General features: G+C 67.4%; 22 protein-coding genes. 14 read left to right on the top strand and 8 right to left on the bottom strand.

From position 1 onward, the window contains the following. Positions 1-1,380, top strand: coding sequence for a phosphoglucomutase/phosphomannomutase PgmG (pgmG, locus tag H8M03_RS09775; protein ID WP_187481034.1), 1,380 nt, complete (start codon positions 1-3; stop codon positions 1,378-1,380). 6 nt (positions 1,381-1,386) lie between these two features. On the opposite strand, the gene H8M03_RS09770 is transcribed toward pgmG, so the two are convergent. After that, entirely contained in the window at positions 1,387-2,532 is a 1,146-nt protein-coding gene (locus H8M03_RS09770) for a helix-turn-helix transcriptional regulator (RefSeq protein WP_187479254.1), read from the bottom strand. 107 nt (positions 2,533-2,639) lie between these two features. Between H8M03_RS09770 and H8M03_RS09765 the strand changes: the two genes are divergently transcribed. Beyond that, a complete protein-coding gene (locus H8M03_RS09765; RefSeq protein WP_187479253.1) occupies positions 2,640-3,089 on the top strand; it encodes a hypothetical protein in 450 nt (149 codons plus the stop codon). 13 nt (positions 3,090-3,102) lie between these two features. Here H8M03_RS09765 and H8M03_RS09760 read toward each other — a convergent pair whose 3' ends face one another. Together H8M03_RS09760 and H8M03_RS09755 are read right to left on the bottom strand one after the other, a co-directional pair. Then, the gene (locus H8M03_RS09760; protein ID WP_187479252.1) at positions 3,103-3,729 is read right to left on the bottom strand and encodes a hypothetical protein; all 627 of its coding nucleotides are present in this window, start codon (positions 3,727-3,729) and stop codon (positions 3,103-3,105) included. Between the two features lie 2 nt (positions 3,730-3,731). Then, positions 3,732-4,733, bottom strand: coding sequence for a ligase-associated DNA damage response exonuclease (locus H8M03_RS09755; RefSeq protein WP_187479251.1), 1,002 nt, complete (start codon positions 4,731-4,733; stop codon positions 3,732-3,734). A gap of 54 nt (positions 4,734-4,787) precedes the next feature. On the opposite strand from H8M03_RS09755, the gene H8M03_RS09750 reads away from it, so the two are divergent. The 3 genes from H8M03_RS09750 (at position 4,788) to H8M03_RS09740 (ending at position 7,721) form a co-directional block, all read left to right on the top strand. Next, positions 4,788-4,967: a hypothetical protein gene (locus H8M03_RS09750; RefSeq protein WP_187479250.1), complete on the top strand. Its 180-nt coding sequence runs from the start codon at positions 4,788-4,790 to the stop codon at positions 4,965-4,967. Between the two features lie 77 nt (positions 4,968-5,044). Continuing rightward, a complete protein-coding gene (locus H8M03_RS09745) occupies positions 5,045-7,378 on the top strand; it encodes a ligase-associated DNA damage response DEXH box helicase (RefSeq protein WP_246448843.1) in 2,334 nt (777 codons plus the stop codon). Between the two features lie 43 nt (positions 7,379-7,421). After that, entirely contained in the window at positions 7,422-7,721 is a 300-nt protein-coding gene (locus tag H8M03_RS09740; protein WP_187479249.1) for a hypothetical protein, read from the top strand. A gap of 1 nt (position 7,722) precedes the next feature. On the opposite strand, the gene H8M03_RS09735 is transcribed toward H8M03_RS09740, so the two are convergent. Next, complete coding sequence (locus H8M03_RS09735; protein ID WP_187479248.1) at positions 7,723-9,237, bottom strand: M20/M25/M40 family metallo-hydrolase; 1,515 nt, start codon at positions 9,235-9,237, stop codon at positions 7,723-7,725. Between the two features lie 74 nt (positions 9,238-9,311). On the opposite strand from H8M03_RS09735, the gene H8M03_RS09730 reads away from it, so the two are divergent. Beyond that, complete coding sequence (locus H8M03_RS09730; RefSeq protein ID WP_187479247.1) at positions 9,312-9,761, top strand: hypothetical protein; 450 nt, start codon at positions 9,312-9,314, stop codon at positions 9,759-9,761. A 17-nt stretch (positions 9,762-9,778) separates the two neighbouring features. Further along, positions 9,779-10,441, top strand: coding sequence for a ligase-associated DNA damage response endonuclease PdeM (gene pdeM, locus H8M03_RS09725; RefSeq protein WP_187479246.1), 663 nt, complete (start codon positions 9,779-9,781; stop codon positions 10,439-10,441). Here pdeM and H8M03_RS09720 read toward each other — a convergent pair. Further along, positions 10,438-10,683 carry an aminotransferase class IV gene (locus H8M03_RS09720; protein ID WP_187479245.1) on the bottom strand — a complete coding sequence of 82 codons (246 nt, stop codon included), beginning with the start codon at positions 10,681-10,683 and terminating at the stop codon, positions 10,438-10,440. The two genes, pdeM and H8M03_RS09720, sit on opposite strands and share 4 nt — an antisense overlap. Positions 10,684-10,761: 78 nt before the next feature. Between H8M03_RS09720 and H8M03_RS09715 the strand changes: the two genes are divergently transcribed. Next, positions 10,762-12,027, top strand: a complete 1,266-nt coding sequence (locus H8M03_RS09715; RefSeq protein ID WP_187479244.1) for a dipeptidase — start codon at positions 10,762-10,764, stop codon at positions 12,025-12,027. After that, the gene (locus H8M03_RS09710; protein WP_281399839.1) at positions 12,024-12,686 is read left to right on the top strand and encodes an MBL fold metallo-hydrolase; all 663 of its coding nucleotides are present in this window, start codon (positions 12,024-12,026) and stop codon (positions 12,684-12,686) included. The genes H8M03_RS09715 and H8M03_RS09710 overlap by 4 nt, the downstream gene beginning before the upstream one ends. A 32-nt stretch (positions 12,687-12,718) precedes the next feature. On the opposite strand, the gene H8M03_RS09705 is transcribed toward H8M03_RS09710, so the two are convergent. Then, entirely contained in the window at positions 12,719-13,231 is a 513-nt protein-coding gene (locus tag H8M03_RS09705; protein WP_187479243.1) for a VOC family protein, read from the bottom strand. Further along, complete coding sequence (locus H8M03_RS09700) at positions 13,200-13,589, bottom strand: VOC family protein (protein WP_187479242.1); 390 nt, start codon at positions 13,587-13,589, stop codon at positions 13,200-13,202. Before H8M03_RS09700 ends, H8M03_RS09705 begins: the two co-directional genes overlap by 32 nt. 104 nt (positions 13,590-13,693) lie before the next feature. Between H8M03_RS09700 and soxR the strand changes: the two genes are divergently transcribed. Further along, a complete protein-coding gene (gene soxR / locus H8M03_RS09695; RefSeq protein WP_246448841.1) occupies positions 13,694-14,155 on the top strand; it encodes a redox-sensitive transcriptional activator SoxR in 462 nt (153 codons plus the stop codon). A 13-nt stretch (positions 14,156-14,168) separates the two neighbouring features. Here the strand turns inward: soxR and H8M03_RS09690 are convergent, their stop codons facing one another. Continuing rightward, complete coding sequence (locus H8M03_RS09690) at positions 14,169-15,080, bottom strand: LysR family transcriptional regulator (RefSeq protein ID WP_187479240.1); 912 nt, start codon at positions 15,078-15,080, stop codon at positions 14,169-14,171. 97 nt (positions 15,081-15,177) lie between these two features. Between H8M03_RS09690 and H8M03_RS09685 the strand changes: the two genes are divergently transcribed. From H8M03_RS09685 to rpmF, 4 genes are all read left to right on the top strand, one after another. Continuing rightward, the gene (locus tag H8M03_RS09685) at positions 15,178-15,501 is read left to right on the top strand and encodes a nuclear transport factor 2 family protein (protein ID WP_187479239.1); all 324 of its coding nucleotides are present in this window, start codon (positions 15,178-15,180) and stop codon (positions 15,499-15,501) included. Further along, positions 15,498-16,286, top strand: a complete 789-nt coding sequence (locus H8M03_RS09680; protein WP_187479238.1) for an SDR family oxidoreductase — start codon at positions 15,498-15,500, stop codon at positions 16,284-16,286. Before H8M03_RS09685 ends, H8M03_RS09680 begins: the two co-directional genes overlap by 4 nt. Before the next feature lie 325 nt (positions 16,287-16,611). Then, entirely contained in the window at positions 16,612-17,229 is a 618-nt protein-coding gene (locus H8M03_RS09675; RefSeq protein WP_187479237.1) for a hypothetical protein, read from the top strand. A 312-nt stretch (positions 17,230-17,541) separates the two neighbouring features. Next, on the top strand, positions 17,542-17,721 hold the full coding sequence (gene rpmF, locus H8M03_RS09670; protein ID WP_187479236.1) for a 50S ribosomal protein L32: 180 nt from the start codon (positions 17,542-17,544) through the stop codon (positions 17,719-17,721). The last annotated feature ends 14 nt before the right edge of the window (positions 17,722-17,735 follow it).

Here is a 17,735-nt window from a genome sequence, read left to right as displayed (position 1 = left end):
ATGACCCACAAATTCGAACCCACCATCCTGCGCGAATATGACGTTCGCGGAATCGTCGGCAAAACCCTCCACAAGGAAGACGCCTACGCGCTCGGCCGGTCTTACGCCGCGCTGGCCCGCGAAGAAGGCGCCGGCCGCATCGCCGTCGGCCGCGACGGCCGGCTGCACTCGCCGGAGCTTGAAGGCGCTTTGGTCGATGGCCTGACCGAAGGCGGCCTCGATGTCGTCCGGGTCGGCGTAGGGCCCAGCCCGATGCTCTATTACGCCACCGCCACGCTGGGCGTCGACGGGGGCATCCAGGTCACCGGCAGCCACAACCCGGCCGATTATAACGGCTTCAAGATGCTGCTGAAGGGCCGCTCCGTGTTCGGCGAGGAAATCCAGCAGCTGGGCCGGCGCGCCGCCGCGGGCGAGTGGAGCGACGGCCAGGGCGGGACGTCCGAGGCCGACGTGCTCGACGCCTACGTTGACCGCCTGGTCGAGGATTTCGGCGGCCAGCCGTTCCGCATCGCCTGGGACCCGGGCAACGGCGCTGGCGGGCTGGCGGTCGAAAAGCTGGTCGAGCGCCTGCCCGGCGAACATTTCGTCATCAACGCCGAAATCGACGGCACCTTTCCAAGCCACCATCCCGACCCGACGGTCGAGGCCAATCTGGCGCAATTGAAGGCGCTGGTCGCCGCCAAGCAATGCGACATGGGCTTCGCCTTCGACGGCGATGCCGACCGCATCGGCGCCGTCGACAGCACCGGCCGCGTCGTGTGGGGCGACCAGATCCTGATGATCCTCGCCGAAGCGGTGCTCCAGGATATCCCCGGCGCGACCATCATCGCCGACGTGAAGGCCAGCAAGACCCTGTTCGACCGGGTCGAAAAGCTCGGCGGCCGCCCGCTGATGTGGAAAACCGGGCACAGCCTGATCAAGTCGAAGATGAAGGAAACCGAAGCGCCGCTGGCCGGCGAGATGAGCGGCCACATCTTCTTCAAGCACCGCTGGTACGGCTTCGACGACGCCCTCTATGCCTCGGTCCGGCTGATCGAGGCGGTCGGGCGGTCGGGCAAGAGCCTGACCGAGCTGATGGACGCGATGCCGACCGCGGTCGCTACGCCCGAAATGCGCTTCCCGGTCGACGAATCGCGCAAGTTCGACGTCGTCCGCGAAGTGCTCCACCGGTTGCAGGCGGCGGGCGCCGATGTCGACGACGTCGACGGCGCGCGCGTGACGACACCCGACGGCTGGTGGCTGCTGCGCGCATCCAACACGCAGGACGTGCTGGTCGGCCGCGCCGAAGCCGCCGACCAAGACGGGCTCGATCGGCTGGTCGCACAGCTCGACGGCCAGCTGGCCAAGTCCGGTGTAGAGCGGACCGAAGCCGCGCACTGAGTCCGGCTAGCGGTGGCCGACCGCCCGCAGGAGGTCGGCGATCTTGCGCACCAGCGCCGACTGGCGATCAACGCCGGCCTTTTCGAACGCGGCCTTGAGGTGCGTTTTGACCGTGTTGGCGGAAATGCCGAGCGTCGCGGCGGCTTCCGACACGCTGTCGCCTTCCCAGATGCGCGCCGCGGTCGCGGCCTCGGCGGCCGTCAATCCGAAACCGTCCGCGATCACCTGGTCGACCGACTGCGACGCCTTTTTCGGATCGTGGATGAACAGGGCAATGGTGGCGAGCTCGCCCACCCCGAAGGTCGATGCGACGATCGGCGGAGCCGGCAGCGCGCGCAGCACGAGGTCGTCCTGGCCCGACGGCCGCCGCAGGCGCAGCGCCGCCCGCGGCTGGAGGCTGGCCGCACGCGCGGCGCGGTCGGCTTCGGAAATCATCTGGCGCAGCGCGTCGGTGTCGGCCGGATAAGCCGCGCGCAAATGCCCGCGATCAACCTGCAGCCCGTCGCGTTCCGCCAGCAGGCGCTCCGCATCGGCATTGGCATGGACGACGTTGCCGCTCGACGCGAGCAGCAGGATGCCATGGTCGTAGCGGTCGAGCATCATCGCCGCGCTTTGCGCCACGGACATCTGGTGGCGCATCTTCAGCGCGGCGACGATGTGCGGGCCGACGGCCCGGACCAACTGCATCTCGTCGTCGCGGAAGTCGCCGGCGCGGTCGGGGCGGACCAGCGTCAGGCTGAGCGCGCTCGCGGCATCGGCCGACAGCACCATCGCCATCGCATGTTCATGCCCAGCCGGCTGGATTGCGCGCTTGTAAATCGGGCTGGCGCGAAAGGCAGCTGGCTCGAGTACATCGCTCAGCCGGATCGGCTTCATGATCGTGGCCGCCGGGTCGGTCCGCAGCTGGGAACTGATCATCGCGTAGATCGGGTTCGATTCGTGCCCGGCAAGCTCACCGTTGACCAGCTCGATCCATTGCGGCTCCACCCGGTGGCCGGACAGTTCGAACCCGCTGCCGTTGCGGTGCGTGGTGCCAAGGAACAGCGCGGCGCCGCCAAGCTCGTCGCTCAGCCGGTCGAGCGCCGCGAGCCAATGCTCGTCGGTGTCGATCCCTTCGTGCAGGGCGGCAATGAGGTCGAACAGGTCGCCCATGCTCGCCTGCTAGGGGCCTGTCCGCCGCGCCCCGTCACCCGAACGGGTGAGCCGGCCAGCATCGATCGTCTGCATCATGTGCGCCTCACCACAGGGGAGCCCGGACGATGATGAAGACATTTTCCTATTTTGCCAGCCTTGTCGCGGCCGCGAGCCTCGCGGCGCCGGCCGCAGCGCAGCCGCGGATGGCCGGTTTCGACGGCACTGCGGATAGTTCGCGAACGCAGTCGTTCCTGTTTTCCGGGGCAACCATGCACCTGTCGCTAGGCGGCAAGACGGCGGCCCGGCCGGAATTCGCCCTGCGCGTGGCGGGCGCGACGCGCACCGCCGGCACCGCGCCCCGGATCGGGGACGGCGTGGCCTTTTCCGCCGTTCCCGGTGCCACGCCGCGGATGACCCTCGCCGGCCAGGATTCGAAGGCGCTCGACAAGCGGCTCAGGATGAGCGGCGGGACCACCGCCCTCGTCGTCGGCGGCGTGGTGGTCGCGGCGTTGCTGGTGGTTGCCGTGGCCGGGGGTGCCGGCGACGCTGCCGCCGCCGCCTGGGACGAAGACTAGGTCCCGCGCCGGCTCAGCCCGGGAGGCACGACGACCGGTCATCGTCGTCGGCCACCCGGCGCGCGGCCGAACTCTGGTCGGGGCCGGGGTCGACGATGGCGACGATGCATGCGCTCGGCGCCAGCCGGACGACGATCAGCTTGCTGATGTCGGGGCCCTGCGGGTTGGCGGCGTCGGCGACGTTGACCCGCGCGACCAGACGGTCGGGCGACTGGCCCGGATCGCCGCGCCACTCGACGGTCTTGCCGATCGTGTCGAACGCGCCGTTGGTGACCAGCCGCGACAGGCTCAGCCGGTCGGTGCGCGACCCGGACACGATGGCCAGTTCCTGCCGCAGGTCGCTTTCGCTCCATTGCAGCCGGAATCCGCCGGCGCCCGCGCAGTCACGCCGCCAATAGCCCGCTTCCTCGCGATTCTCCTCGACCAGCTTGCAGGTCGCGTCCGACAATGTGGTGAAGCGGCTGGACCGGTCCGATCGCACCGGCGGCGCGGGCTGGCCCGGCTCGGCCTCGTTTGCCGCGGCGCCGGCGGGTGCGAGTGCCGGCGCGGGCTCGGCCTTCGCCTGATTGTCCGCCTCGGGCCTCTCGACGCTGCACGCCGCCAGGGTCAGGGCCAGTCCGGCCGCCAGATATCGTGCCATGATCAATCGTCCTCGTCTTCGTAACCGACCAGGTTGAGCTCGCGCGCCTTGATCTGGTGGATCATGCACCAATGCTTCAACGCTTCCTCGCGGCCGTGGGTGATCCACACTTCGCGCGGGGCGACCTCACGGATGGTGGCGGTCAGCTCGTCCCAGTCCGCATGGTCGGAAATGACCAGCGGCAGTTCGATGTTCGACTGGCGCGCCCGCTGGCGAATGCGCATCCAGCCCGATGCCATCGCCGTCACCGGGTCGGGCAGCCGCCGCGACCAGCGGTCGTTGAGCGCGCCCGGCGGGGCGATGACGATATGCCCGCGCATCTCGTCCTTGGTGGTGTCCTTGGTGACGTGGCGCAATTCGCCAAGGTCGATGCCATGCTCCTGATACAGCTGGCACAGCCGCTCGAGCGCGCCGTGATAATAGATCGGGTCGCTGTGGCCGCGTCGGCGAAGCTCGGCGATCACCCGTTGCGCCTTGCCCAGCGCATAGGCCCCGATCAGCACGCACCGCGCCGGGTCCGCGTGGAGCCGGGCGAGCAGCCGGTCCATTTCGCCGCCAATGTCCGGATGGCGAAACACCGGCAGGCCGAAGGTCGCTTCGGTGATGAACACGTCGCACGGCACCGGGACGAACGGTTCGCAGGTCGGGTCGGCGCGGCGTTTGTAGTCGCCCGACACCACCACCCGCTCGCCCTTGTGCTCCAGAACGATCTGCGCCGATCCCAGCACGTGGCCGGCGGGGACGAAGCTGACGTCGACGTCGCCGACCTTCACGCTTTCGCCATAGGCCACCGGCTGACCGTTCTGGTCGCCGTAGCGAACGCCCATGATCGCCAGCGTCTCGGGGGTTGCCAGCACCGCGCCGTGCCCGCCGCGGGCATGGTCGCCATGGCCGTGCGTGACCATCGCCCGGGGCTTGGGCTGCGCCGGGTCTATCCACGCGTCGGCAGGGCGGACATAAATGCCCTCCGGAAAAACCTCGATGCAGGAACCTAGTCGCGCCATTGGAGCTATAGTGTCCAAACCGAAACAAGAGTTCCGCGAAAGGGAGGAAGCGACATGTCGGATACGTTATGGTGGATCGTCAGCATCATCGGCCCGGTGGCCATGTTGCTCGTGCTGGTATGGCTCGTTTCGCGCGGCAAGTCGCAAGGGACGAATTCGACCACCTACCAGGGCACCAAGGCCGAGTATGCGGATGAGGAACGCCGCCGCCGCGAGGGGACCGAGGACCTCTGAGCGCGGTCGCGCTTCCACCCCAGGTCGATAGCTGGTTCGCCGGCCGCGGCTGGGCCCCGCGGCGGCACCAGTTCGAAATGCTGCAGGCCGCGCGGCGCGGGCGCGATGCGCTGCTCGTCGCCGCGACCGGCTCGGGCAAGACACTGGCCGGTTTCCTGCCCAGCATCTGCGACCTGATCGACCGTCCGGCCGACGGCCTGCATACGCTCTACGTTTCGCCGCTCAAGGCGCTGGGCGTCGACGTGCAACGCAACCTGCTCGGCCCGATCGAGGAGATGGGGCTCGACATCCGCGTCGAGACACGCAGCGGCGACACGCCGTCGGACCGCAAGGCGCGCCAGCGGATCAAGCCGCCGCAAATCCTGCTGACGACCCCGGAATCGCTCAGCCTGCTGCTCAGCTATCCCGACAGCAACGAGATGTTCGCCGGGCTGCGCACGATCGTCATCGACGAACTGCATGCCTTCGCCCGCGAAAAGCGCGGCGACTTGCTGGCCCTGTCGATGGCGCGGCTGCAACGGCTGTCGCCGGACCTTCGCCGGGTCGGCCTGTCGGCGACCATTTCGGATCCCGACGCCTACCGCACCTGGCTGGCGCGCGACGGGGACGAGGACCGCGTCGAACTGGTCATCGGCGATCCGGGCGCGGAGCCGGACCTGTCGATTCTCATCCCCGAAAGCAAGATTCCGTGGGGCGGCCATTCGGGCCGCCACGCGGCGCGCGAGGTGATGACCCTCATCGAACAGCACAAGACGACCCTCGTATTCTGCAACACCCGCAGCCTGGCCGAACTGATCTTCCAGGACCTGTGGGCGGTGAACGACAAGGCGCTGCCGATCGGCATCCACCACGGCAGCCTGGCGCTGGAGGCGCGGCGCAAGGTCGAAGCGGCGATGTCCGCCGGCCGGCTGCGCGGGCTGGTCGCAACCGCCAGCCTCGACCTCGGCATCGACTGGGGCGACATCGACCTCGTCGTGCAGATGGGCGCGCCCAAGGGCAGCTCGCGCCTGCTGCAGCGGATCGGGCGCGCCAACCACCGGCTAGACGAGCCGTCCAAGGGCATGATCGTGCCCGGCAACCGGTTCGAATATCTCGAGGCGCGGGCCGCGCTCGACGCGATCGACGATGGCGAGCTGGACCCGGAGATTTTCCGCCCCGGGACACTCGACGTCCTTGCCCAGCATATTCTCGGCATGGCCTGCGCAGCGCCCTTCCTGCCCGACGAATTGCTCGCCGAAATCCGCTCCGCCGCGCCGTATGCGGGACTTGAAAAGGCCACGTTCGAAGAGGTGCTCGGCTTCATTTCCACCGGTGGCTACGCGCTCAAAGCCTATGATCGCTTCCGCCGGCTGACCCAGGATCCCGACGGCCGGTGGCGCCTGTCCCGGCCGCAGATCGCGCAGCAGCACCGGCTCAACGCCGGGGTCATCGTCGATCAGCCGCTGCTCACCGTCCGCTTCCGCAACGGCCGCAAGCTCGGCACGATCGAGGAAGGCTATGCCTCGACGCTCTCGCCCGGCGACCATTTCTTCTTCTGCGGGCTGAGCCTGGAGGTCGAGCAGTTCAAGGACACCGACATCATCGTCCACGCCAGCACCGCGCAGGCGCGGGTGGTCACCTACGGCGGCCAGCGGATGAGCCTGTCGACCCACCTTGCCAACCGCGTCCGCGGCATGCTCGCCGACCGCAACGACTGGCAACGCTTTCCCGACGACGTGCGCGAATGGCTGGAGGTGCAGGATCGCCGCAGCCGCATTCCCGAACCCAATGAATTGCTGGTCGAAACCTTCCGCCACGACAAATTGCATTACATGGTCGCCTACAGCTTCGACGGCTGGAACGCGCACCAGTCGCTGGGCATGCTGGTCACCCGGCGGATGGAAACCGCGGGGCTTAAGCCGATGGGTTTCGTCGCCAACGATTATGCGATCGCCTGCTACGGGCTGGAACCGGTGATCGATCCCAAGGCGCTCTTCTCCCCCGACATCCTCGAACGCGAATTCATCGACTGGGTCGAAAACAGCTATCTGCTCAAGAAGGCCTTTCGCGAGGTGGCGGTGATCGGCGGGCTGGTCGAACGCCAGCACCCCGGCCGCAAGAAGACCGGGCGGCAGGTCAGCTTTTCGACCGACCTCATCTACGACGTGCTGCGCCGGTTCGAACCGCAGCACCTGCTGCTGCGCGCCGCGTGGGACGATGCTCGGGCACGGATGACCGAACTGGGCCGGCTGGTGCGGCTGGTCGATCGCGCCGCGGCGACGATGGTCCATGTCGATACCGGGCGGATCACGCCGATGGCCGTGCCCCTGATGGTGATCATCGGCCGCGAAGCGCTGCCGTCGGGCACGCAAGCCGACGATTCGTTGCTGTTGCAGGCCGAAGAGCTGGCCAATGCCGCGATGGGCGAATGAAGTTCATTGCCGGGCAATCAAAAGCCTGCGAGTCTCCCTACCCATGAAGATCCTGCTCATTCTCGCCGCCAGTCTGTCGCTAAGCGGCTGCGCCGTCGCCAGCCTGGCCAGCCTGGCCAGCACGGCCATCACCGCACCGGTCAAGGTCGCCAAGACCGGCGTAAACGCGGTCTCTGCCGGGGTCGACGCGGTGACCACCAGCCAGTCGGAAATCGACGAGCGTCGCGGCCGCGAAGCGCGCAAGGCGGACGAGCGCCGCGGCCGCGAACTGCGCGCGATGATCGAACGCTGCCGCCGCGGCCGGCCCGCGCCGACCGACGACTGCAGCGCCCTTCGCTACTAGGCTATTTCGCCGCCGCCTTCGCCACTTCGTAAAGGAAGTCGGCGTAGATTTCCGACTGTTCGGCCATGCCCGCTACCTTGGGATTGGTCGAATCCACCAGGAACCATTCGTTCGGCGCATGCGCGCCGCCGCCGCGGCCCGCGCCGAAGCCGAGCGCCGGAAGCTTGAGCGGCGCGCCGGTGAACATTACGCCGGGCCAGCTGCCCGCGGCCCGCGCCGATAGGGTGTTTTCGATCCCGGCCCCGTTGAGCGTCGCCTGCGCCGCGCGGATCATCACGCTGTCCTCGGCCACTTCGGTCGGGCTGTAGCCGCCGCTGACCACCACTTCGATGTCGGAAAAGCCGCGCTTGGCAAGGTGCGCCTTCAGCTTGGTCACCGCTTCGTCGTAGGTCATGTTGGGCACCAGCCGCAGGTCCATCTTGGCCTCGGCGCGGCCGGGCAGGACGGTCTTGCCGCCCGGGCCGGTGTAACCGCTGACGAGCCCCTGGATGTTGACCGTCGGGCGCTGCGCCAGCCGGATCGAACTGGTCAGGAAATTCTCGTCCTTGGCCCAGGTCCGGATGCCCAGCGACTTCTTAATGTCGGCTTCGTCGCCGGCCGCCACTTCCTCCGCGATGATCTGCTTTTCGCGCGCGGTCAGCGGGCGGACGTTCTCGAAATAGCCGTCGATCGCCGGCGTGAAGCCGTCGTCCTCAACCAAGGTGTTGAGCGCCTTGACCAGCCGCCAGGCGGGATTGTCGACGCTCGCCATCAGGCTGGAATGGACGTCCTTGTTGGGGCCGCGGCCCCACTTTTCCCCGCTGGAAATCAGCTGGACCTCGATCACGCCCTTGGCGCCAAGTTCGGTCGACACCGACCCGGTGCTCGACTGCGACGCGCCTGGGATGAACACGCCGGCGGCCTTGCCCAGCGCCGCCTGCACCGCCGGGCTGGCCAGCGCCTGCGGGAAGTTCGGCGAGCCGATTTCCTCTTCGCCTTCCGCGACCAGCACAAGGTTGACCGGCAGCTTGGTGCCCGAATCCTTGAACGCCTTTACGGCGGCCAGGAAGGCCGTTTCCGGCCCCTTCTGGTTGACCGCGCCGCGCCCGACGATCGCCTTGCCCTCGCCCGGCCGGTCGACCAGCCGCGCTTCCAGCGGCGGCGAATTCCATTCCTTCGGGTCGTAATGCTTCACGTCGTACATGAAATAGACGCCAAGCGTGGTCGGCGCGCCCGCATCCAGCGTCGCGAATACCGCCGGCACGCCCGCGGTCTTGATCACCTCCCCCTGCTGGAACCCGGCATCGAGCGCGAGCTGGCGCATGTGGGCCGCGCCCTCGGCATGGTTGACGCCCATGTTGGCGATGGTCGGCAACGCGATCCATTGCTGCAGCCGCTTGACCGCCGCCGCTTCGTCCGCCTGGATCGCGGCCACCACCGGTGCCGGGGGCTTGGCCGCCGCCGGACTTAATCCCTGAAGCGCGCTGGCCACGAGCAGCGCGCTGACGGCGCCGCGAACGATCCGGTGTGAATGCATCGCAAATTCCCCCTAGCCCCTATGGCAGGGCGGGAGACTGGACTGCGCCAGCGAACGAGTCCAGAGCATCGCGAGTGCGCTATTTCCTCGACACCGAATATAACGGGATCGGCGGCGCCCTGCTCAGCCTGGCGCTCGTCCCCGACGACGGCGAGGAACTGTATCTGACGCTGCGCACCGACGAGCCGATCGTGCCATGGGTCGAACGCTATGTCGTCCCCTATCTCGACACCGTCGACCCGCACCTGGTGTGGGGGCGGATGAGCCGGCCCGAGGCGGCCGAGGCGCTCGAACGCTATCTGCGCCACGACGACCGCATCACCATCATCGTCGACTGGCCGGAAGATATCGCCAAGTTCTGCGAGCTGATGATCACCGGTCCCGGCGACATGGTCGAAATCCGCGACGTCACCTTCCGGCTGCTTCCGTTGAGCAATTTCAGCACCGCGGTGAACAGCCGGGTGCCGCATAATGCGCTGCACGACGCGCGCGCGCTTCGCGACCACTATCGGTCGCTGGAATGACGGTGTAACGGGGGCCTATGGTTCCCCTTTCGTTCGCAGGCGAAACGTTCTCCGCTGCCCCGTCCGGCGCGCTGTACTGGCCCGCCCGGCGGACGCTGCTGGTCGCCGACCTGCACCTTGAAAAGGCCAGCTGGTACGCGCGGCTGGGGCAGCTTCTCCCGCCCTACGATTCGCGGGCCACGCTCGAAACGCTGACGGAAGAGGTCGATCGCACCGGCGCGACCAGCCTCTATTGCCTGGGCGACAGCTTTCACGACCGCTTCGGCTGCGACCGCTTGCCGGCGGATTCGCGGGCGATGCTGATCGGGCTTACCGAGCGGCTCGACTGGACGTGGATCGTCGGCAATCACGATCCGGGCTTCGCCGACCATTGCGGCGGGGCCATCGTCGAGGAAGCGCTGGTCGGCGGCATCCTGCTGCGCCACGAGGCGCGCGCTGACGAGGCACGGCCGGAAATGTCCGGCCATTTCCATCCCAAGCTGCGGCTTTCGGTCAACGGCAAGCGGGTCGCGCGCCGCTGTTTCGTCGCGTCGGACCGCAAGCTGATCCTGCCCGCGTTCGGCGCGCTGACCGGCGGGCTCGACGTGTGGCACCCCGAAATCATCCGCGCCATCGCCGGGGAAGCGGTCGCTCTGGTCCCGGCCGCGGGGCGCCTGCTGCGCTTCCCGATCGCGGCCTAGGCGCCCGTCAGTTCGATCGCGATCGCGCCTGTCGGCGACAGCACCAGCCGCGCCTTCCCCGCCTTGCGCCGTCCAAAGGTCGCCGCCTGCAACTCGTTGCGCGCGGCATGGCGGTCGAAGTCGAAGCCGCAGGCTTCCGCTTGTTCGCGAAGCCGGTTGAGATGCTGGTCGAGGTCGGCGATCCCCTCTTCGGGATCGAACGCCATCACTTCTTCAAGGTCACGCCGCTTGGGTTCGGTCATTGCCCGCACCATTGCTGGCCCGCGCCGCGCAGGCAAGCCGCATTGCACGTTCGCGCGGGCGCACTAGGCTGCGCGGTCATGAGAAGACTCGTCCTTGCCGCGGCAGCGGCCGCGCTCGCCGTCACCGCCACTACGGCGTCCGCCCAGCCCATCGATCCCAAAGTGATGGCGCGGATCGACCGCATCCTGAAGCGCACGCCGCTGATCGACGGGCATAACGACCTGCCCGAACAGATCCGCGAAAGCCACGGCATGAGCGTCGCGAACCTCGCCAGCGGCGGCGCGGAGCGGGCCAAGCCGCTGATGACCGACATGGCCCGGCTGCGCGACGGCCGCGTCGGCGGACAATTCTGGTCGGTCTATATCGACGCCGGGGTCCAGGGCGACGAGGCCATCCGCCAGACGCTGGAACAGATCGACGTCGTCACCCGGCTGGTCAAAGCCTATCCGGGCGACCTCGAACTGGCGTTCACCGCCGACGATATCGAGCGCATCCACCGCCGCGGCCGGGTCGCCTCGCTGATCGGGGTCGAAGGCGGGCACCAGATGGGCGGGTCGATGGCCGCGCTGCGCCAGTTCCATCGCCTTGGCGCGCGCTCCCTGACGCTGACCCACTTCGCGACCAACGACCTGGCCGACAGCGCCACCGACGATCCCAAGTGGGGCGGGCTCAACGACTTCGGCCGGGCCGTGGTCCATGAAATGAACCGCCTCGGCATGCTCGTCGACCTGTCGCACGTGTCGCCCGATGCGATGAAGGCCGCCATCGCCGAAAGCCGCGCGCCGGTCGTCTTCACCCACAGCAACGCCCGCGCCATCGAGGACCATCCGCGCAACGTCCCCGACGACGTGCTCGCCCTGTTGCGCGACCGGGGCGGGGTGGTGATGGTCAATTTCTACACCGGCTACCTGTCGGAGCCCTATCGGCTGTGGAGCGCCGCCCGCGCCGCCGAGGAAGCGCGCGTCAAATCCCTGTTCGTCGGCCAGCCCGACCGCAGCGCCGCGGCGCTCAGGCAATGGGACTCCGCCCACCCGGTCCCGGCCGCCGACGTCGGCCTCGTCGCCGACCATCTCGACCATATCGCGCGCGTTGCCGGGTACGATCATGTCGGCCTTGGCGGCGACCTCGACGGCATCCCCTACGATCTGGCGCCGCCCGGGTTGAACAGCGTTGCCGGCTATCCCCTGCTGTTCGCCGAACTGATCCGCCGCGGCTGGAGCGATGCGAACCTGGCCAAGCTCGCCGGCGGCAACATCCTGCGCGCGATGCGCGGCGCGGAACGGGTCAGCGCGGCCATGGCCGCCGAACCGCCGTCGATGGCCGTGCCCGGACAGCCCAAGTGAGCGAACCGCCGCTGAAGGCCGCGATCACGCCGGTCACCCCGCTGCAGCAGAATTGCACCCTGTTGTGGTGTACTCGGACGATGAAGGGCGCCTTCGTCGATCCCGGCGGCGACCTCGACAAGCTGAAGGCCGTCGCCGCCCAGCACGGGGTCGCGGTCGAAAAGATCCTGCTGACCCACGGCCATATCGACCATGCTGGCGAAGCGGGCGTTCTGGCCAAGGAATTGGGCGTACGGATCGAAGGCCCGCAGGAAGAAGACCGCTTCTGGATTTCGCGCCTCGACGACGACGGCAAGCGCTGGGGCGTTCGCGGCATCCCGTTCGAACCCGACCGCTGGCTGGAGGACGGCGACACCGTCACCGTCGGCGACCTCACGCTGGGGGTGCGCCATTGCCCCGGCCACACGCCCGGGCACATCGTTTTCCACCACCCGGAATCGAAGCTGGCGATCGTCGGCGACGTCCTCTTCAAGGGCTCGATCGGCCGCTGGGACTTTCCCATGGGCAATCACCAGCAACTGGTGGATTCGATCGTTCAGAAGCTCTGGCCGATGGGCGAGGACACCGCCTTCGTCCCCGGCCACGGCCCGATGTCCACCTTCGGCCACGAACGCCGCACCAACCCGCTGGTCGGCGACCGAGCACTGGCGTCCGCCTGACCTATTAGACATCCGCGGTCGTGGTCGCGCGGCTAGGATCGCTCCCAGCCTGCCTCCGGGGTCGTCTTGACCGAGAATATGTAGTCCTCGGGCCCGCGGAAGTAGAGCCACTCGAAGCCGTTCCAGGTCCCGATCTCGCCGATCAGCTCGACCCCCGCGGCCACCAGCGCATCCCGCGCCGCCGATACGTCCTCGACTTCGAAAGCCACGGACGGCGGGGAATTGAGCGGCCTGCCGCGGCTGCTGCCGGGCCCGAAGATTTCGACCACGGCCCCAGGCCCGGCGTGAAGCATCGCCACCGGGTCCTGGATCAGCGCCACTTCGAGACCGAGGACCTTGGTGAAGAAGGCGACGGTTTCGTCGAATGACCCGGTGCCGATGCCGACCCAGGAAATGCCCTTCACCGTGATTTCCGGGCGCGCGGCGTGATCGGTCAACGCGACCTCCGCGACGGCGCGTGCCGCCGCAGCCGCGCGGCCGGCATGCGAACCGGTGAGCCTGTGCGCGCCACGGTCAGGCGCGACCGGCATAGCTGACGACTTCATATTCGATGTCGTCGTGGTCGGTGAAATAGAAGTGCGCCGGTCCCGGCTGGTAGACTCCCTGGAAGCGCGGCTCGAACCCTTCGGCGAGAACCAGCGCCTCCACCGCGGCCAGGTCTTCGACCTCGACCCCGATATGGTTGAGCGGCTGGCCTTGGCTGAACCCGTAATCGGGCCCCGCGCCGGGCGGCGCATAAAGCGCGATGTAGCTGTCGTCGGTGCCGACGTGGATCGTCCGGCCATTGTCGCGAGCGGGCCCTTCCCAGCGGATGCGCCAGCCGAATAGCCGCCGCATCAGGTCGGCGGCGCGGCCGGGATTGCTGACGGTGATGTTCACATGCTCGATACGGGGCTGGGCCAATCCATGTCTCCTTTTCGGAACGCGGGATTCGCGCCCTCCTTACGGGCGGTACAACTTCAACCTAACTTGAGGTAAAGCTATAATCTGCCGTACTGGGGATGATCTTGGAAAAGCGTGCTCTCACCATCGGCGACGTCGCGCGGCGTACCGGGCTCTCGGTGTCGGCCATCCGCTTCTACGAGGACCGCGGGCTGGTCAGCTCCTTTCGCACCGGGGGCAATCAGCGCCGGTTCGAACGGGCCGAGATCAGGCGCTTGTCGTTCGCGGTGATCGCGCAGCAGCTTGGACTGACCCTCGCCGAGATTGAGGCCGAACTGTCGCTCCTGCCGCATGGCCGCCCGCCGACCAGCGCGGACTGGCAGAAGATCAGCGCGCGCATCCGCGAGCGGCTGAACGTGAAGATCGCCCAGATCGAACGGACCCGCGACCTGCTTGACGGATGCATCGGCTGCGGGTGCCTCTCGATGGAGCGTTGCGCCCTGTACAACCCCGGCGATCGCGCCGCCCGCGGGGGCGCGGGACCCCGCTACCTGCTCGGCGACCCGCTCCCCAGGACCGACCGGTAGCGCCGCCGCAGCGCTACGCCTGCGCCAGCCCTCCGGCGGCGAAGTCGCGGGCCAGCGCGATAAAGGCCTGGAAGGCGGCCGAAGAATTGCGGCGATTGGAATAGTACAGGCACAGCGGCGCAAGCGGCGGCGTCCAGTCGTCGAGGATGCGCACCAACCGGCCGGCCGCAATGTCTTCGCGCACGTCGGATTCCATGAAATATCCGATCCCCACGCCGTTGGTCGCCGCGATCCGGGCCAGCGACGCTTCGTCGAGGGTGATCGGACCGTCGACGTCGATCTGCACCTCCTCGCCCTCCTTCTCGAAGCGCCATCGGAACAGCGCGCCGTTGGGCAGCCGGACGCGCAGGCAGGGATGTTCGAGCACCGCCTGTGGAGTCTGGGGAATCGGCCTGTCGTTGAAAAAGTCGGGCGATACGGCAACCGCCATGCGGCGCGCCTTTCCCAGCGGGATGGCGATCGCATCGCTTGGGACCAGGTCCGCGCTGCGCACCCCCAGGTCGAAGCCCGCAGCCACCACGTCGACCAGCCGCCCCTCGGTCACCAGGTCGATGTGCACCTGCGGATAGCGCTGCAGGTAGGTCAGGACGAGCGGCGCCATGATCTCGCGCGCCGCCGTTGCGAAGGCGTTGATGCGCAAGGTGCCGGACGGCGTCTCCTGCTGCGAACGCGCTGTGTTCATCGCCTTGTGGATGTCCTCGAGCGCAGGCCTGATCTGCCCGACGAAAATCCGCCCGGCGTAGGTCAGCGAAACGCTGCGCGTGGTGCGGTTGAACAGGCGCACGGCAAGGTCGCGCTCGAGCTTGCCCACGGCATTGCTGACGGCGGTGGTCGACATGCCGAGATCGAGCGCCGCCGCGCGAAACGAGCCGCAACGGACGATGGCCAGGACCGCTTCCAGCTCAATCAGCGAGTGACGACTCATTATCCCGGATTCCGTAACACCTCGTGCCAATTTGTCCTGATTATCAGGGGGAATGTCCACCGCTAAATGAAGCTCCTCACCGTTGAGGAGATGAACCATGCACCTGCCCAAGCCGATCGCCGACTACGTCGCGGCCAACGCCCGCCTCGACATCGACGGCATGTTGAGTGTCTTCTTGGCCGACGCCGTTTTCATCGACAACGGCAAGCGTTTCGAGAGTCGCGCCGCGATCCGCCGGCTGTTCGAGGAAGAGGTGATCCCGGTCCGGGCGATCTTCACGCCCGATGCCGTCCGCGACGACGGTGGTGCGATCGTGGTCGAAGGGCCCGCCCATGGCGATTTCCCGGGCAGCCCGCTGCGCTTCACCTACCGCTTCGAGCTTCTGCACGGCGCCATCAAGACGCTGGAGACGTCGGTATGAGCGTCGCGGTGGATCCGGCCGAGTTCGCCGGCAAGCGTGTGCTCGTCAGCGGCGGTACCAAGGGCCTGGGCCGCGCCACGGTCGAGCGATTCCTGGCCGGAGGAGCCCGGGTCATAACCGCCGCTCGCGCGATCGCGGACCCGATTGCCGGCGTGGACTATGTCCGGGCGGACCTGACCACCGCGGACGGCGGCGAAGCGCTCGCCAGCGCGGCGCTCGATCGGCTCGGCGGGATCGACATCCTCGCCCATGTCGTCGGTGGCTCGGCCTCGCCCGCCGGCGGCTTTGCCGCGCTGACCGACGACCATTGGCTCGCCGAGCTCAACCTCAATCTGCTGGCGACCGTCCGGCTCGACCGGCTGCTGATCCCGCAGATGATCGCGCGCGGCGGGGGCGCCGTGGTGCACGTCACCTCGATCCAGGCCGTCCTGCCGCTGCCCGAATCCACCACCGCCTACGCCGCTGCCAAGGCGGCCTTGCGCACCTACAGCAAGTCGATCTCGAAGGAGCTCGGGCCAAAGGGCGTGCGGGTCAACGCCGTCTCGCCCGGCTGGATCATGACGGAGGCCACGGGCGACTTTCTCGGCAAGCTGCAGGCGGCCAATGGCGGCACGATCGAGGGCGCCCGCCAGTCCGTGCTCGATGCGCTGGGCGGAATTTCGATCGGGCGCGGCGCCGAGCCCGGGGAAGTGGCCGATCTCATCGCCTATCTCGCCGCCGACCGCGCCGCCGCGATCCACGGCGCCGAATTCGTCATCGACGGCGGGACCGTCAGCACCGTCTGATCGATCGCGTCTTGCGCTACCCGCTCCGGGCGGGGGGGGCGCTTGCCGGTCCCTCCCTACCGTCCCTCGACGAGAGCGCACGGATTTGCCTTCGTTCCGTGGACGCGGGTGTCTGTGATCGTTGGGACCGAAGCTGAATGAACCCGCCGGCCGGCGATGCGGGACCGGGCGCCCGATTCCTGCTTTGGGAGGGTGGCGGACGTTCGCTTTGAGCGCGTGATGCGCTGGCAGCGCGCCCTTAATCTGATTGTCTCAAATGCTTATGCTACACATAGGTGAGCAGCGCGTGACGCTGGAGCTCGAAATTCGTCCCGTGGAGCAATAAATGAGCTTCTTCTTCTCGACGGTCATCTTTGTAAGTCTTGTCGGCGCGGGCGCCTTATGGTGGCTCGCCAGTCGCAGCATCCCAGCCCTCGATCGTCCGAGCGACGTCCTTGCTGAGATCGAGGCGGCGAGAAAAGAACTTCAGTGCGACTATGCCATCGTAGGCGCAGGTGGAACTTTGTTGGGGTTAAGTTCCGACGAAGACTTAATCATTGTGCGCACCCCAGATGGCACCGCAAGTCGTCTTCCATACAACGCATTGCGAGCAGTTACGCTGACCCCTACACTCCGTAGCACTTCAGTGAGCGCAGGTCAGTCACGGACTCGTCGAGGTTCGCAACTGATTGGGGCAGGCGCGGGGGCGGCTCTGGCCGGGCCGGTCGGTGCTCTAATCGGCGGACTTTCGGGTCCCCAACAGCATGAGACCAAAACCCACTCAAGTGACCACATTACGACGCTAGAGCTGGAGCTTTTCTTTAGGGACGACGGTCTGCCGCGGGTGTCGGTTGTCGCAACGGGGAACTACGGCGCTCTTCCGGTAAAGCAGGATGCCTTCAAGGATATAGCCGCCAGGCTGGCGAACATTGCTGAACGAAACACGATAACACCTCGCATGTAGTCACCTCTCTTGCGTGACTTAGCATAGCTGATCATGTTTAACGCCCGCTTTGAGTGGGAAGCAGACGGTCGGGGCGCCGATGAGCGTCCATTTGTCCACGCTGAAGCAGCTGCAATATCATATTCATCCTGTGAACGGGAACAATGGCTCGCGCGCGCCTTGCCCACCCGGCTTGCGCTCTGACCCGCTTTCGCTATAGGAGCCGCGGTTCGCGACGATCCTACCGCCGCCGCTGGTTGCCTTTCGAGGGAATCCGCTGGGAAATGGCGCAGGGCGTCGCCAAATTTTTTTCACTTTCAAACAGGTGCCGCAATGGCTGTCCCCAAGAGAAAAACTTCGCCGTCGAAGCGCAACATGCGCCGCAGCCACCATTCGCTGACGCCCAAGCAGTTCCAGGAATGCCCGAACTGCGGCGAACTGAAGCTGCCGCACAACCTGTGCCAGTCCTGCGGTCACTACAACGGCCGCGAGATCACCTCGGAAGAGGCCTGAGCGGACGGATCCGG

The organism is Sphingomonas sabuli, from assembly GCF_014352855.1.
Classification (GTDB): domain Bacteria; phylum Pseudomonadota; class Alphaproteobacteria; order Sphingomonadales; family Sphingomonadaceae; genus Sphingomicrobium; species Sphingomicrobium sabuli.
Note: the sequence above shows the minus strand (reverse complement) of the source record. Positions and strands in the feature narration are given on the sequence as shown.

Excerpts from the sequence above, each read along its gene's own strand:
- H8M03_RS09770 (WP_187479254.1), bottom strand. The coding sequence starts at position 2,532 with ATGGGCGACCTGTTCGACCTCATTGCCGCCCTGCACGAAGGGATCGAC.
- H8M03_RS09685 (WP_187479239.1), top strand. The coding sequence starts at position 15,178 with ATGCACCTGCCCAAGCCGATCGCCGACTACGTCGCGGCCAACGCCCGC.
- pdeM (WP_187479246.1), top strand. The coding sequence starts at position 9,779 with ATGGTTCCCCTTTCGTTCGCAGGCGAAACGTTCTCCGCTGCCCCGTCC.
- H8M03_RS09690 (WP_187479240.1), bottom strand. The coding sequence starts at position 15,080 with ATGAGTCGTCACTCGCTGATTGAGCTGGAAGCGGTCCTGGCCATCGTC.
- H8M03_RS09735 (WP_187479248.1), bottom strand. The coding sequence starts at position 9,237 with ATGCATTCACACCGGATCGTTCGCGGCGCCGTCAGCGCGCTGCTCGTG.
- H8M03_RS09750 (WP_187479250.1), top strand. The coding sequence starts at position 4,788 with ATGTCGGATACGTTATGGTGGATCGTCAGCATCATCGGCCCGGTGGCC.
- H8M03_RS09755 (WP_187479251.1), bottom strand. The coding sequence starts at position 4,733 with ATGGCGCGACTAGGTTCCTGCATCGAGGTTTTTCCGGAGGGCATTTAT.
- rpmF (WP_187479236.1), top strand. The coding sequence starts at position 17,542 with ATGGCTGTCCCCAAGAGAAAAACTTCGCCGTCGAAGCGCAACATGCGC.
- H8M03_RS09765 (WP_187479253.1), top strand. The coding sequence starts at position 2,640 with ATGATGAAGACATTTTCCTATTTTGCCAGCCTTGTCGCGGCCGCGAGC.
- H8M03_RS09740 (WP_187479249.1), top strand. The coding sequence starts at position 7,422 with ATGAAGATCCTGCTCATTCTCGCCGCCAGTCTGTCGCTAAGCGGCTGC.
- H8M03_RS09760 (WP_187479252.1), bottom strand. The coding sequence starts at position 3,729 with ATGGCACGATATCTGGCGGCCGGACTGGCCCTGACCCTGGCGGCGTGC.
- pgmG (WP_187481034.1), top strand. The coding sequence starts at position 1 with ATGACCCACAAATTCGAACCCACCATCCTGCGCGAATATGACGTTCGC.
- H8M03_RS09680 (WP_187479238.1), top strand. The coding sequence starts at position 15,498 with ATGAGCGTCGCGGTGGATCCGGCCGAGTTCGCCGGCAAGCGTGTGCTC.
- H8M03_RS09675 (WP_187479237.1), top strand. The coding sequence starts at position 16,612 with ATGAGCTTCTTCTTCTCGACGGTCATCTTTGTAAGTCTTGTCGGCGCG.
- H8M03_RS09715 (WP_187479244.1), top strand. The coding sequence starts at position 10,762 with ATGAGAAGACTCGTCCTTGCCGCGGCAGCGGCCGCGCTCGCCGTCACC.
- H8M03_RS09745 (WP_246448843.1), top strand. The coding sequence starts at position 5,045 with ATGCTGCAGGCCGCGCGGCGCGGGCGCGATGCGCTGCTCGTCGCCGCG.
- H8M03_RS09720 (WP_187479245.1), bottom strand. The coding sequence starts at position 10,683 with ATGACCGAACCCAAGCGGCGTGACCTTGAAGAAGTGATGGCGTTCGAT.
- H8M03_RS09705 (WP_187479243.1), bottom strand. The coding sequence starts at position 13,231 with ATGAAGTCGTCAGCTATGCCGGTCGCGCCTGACCGTGGCGCGCACAGG.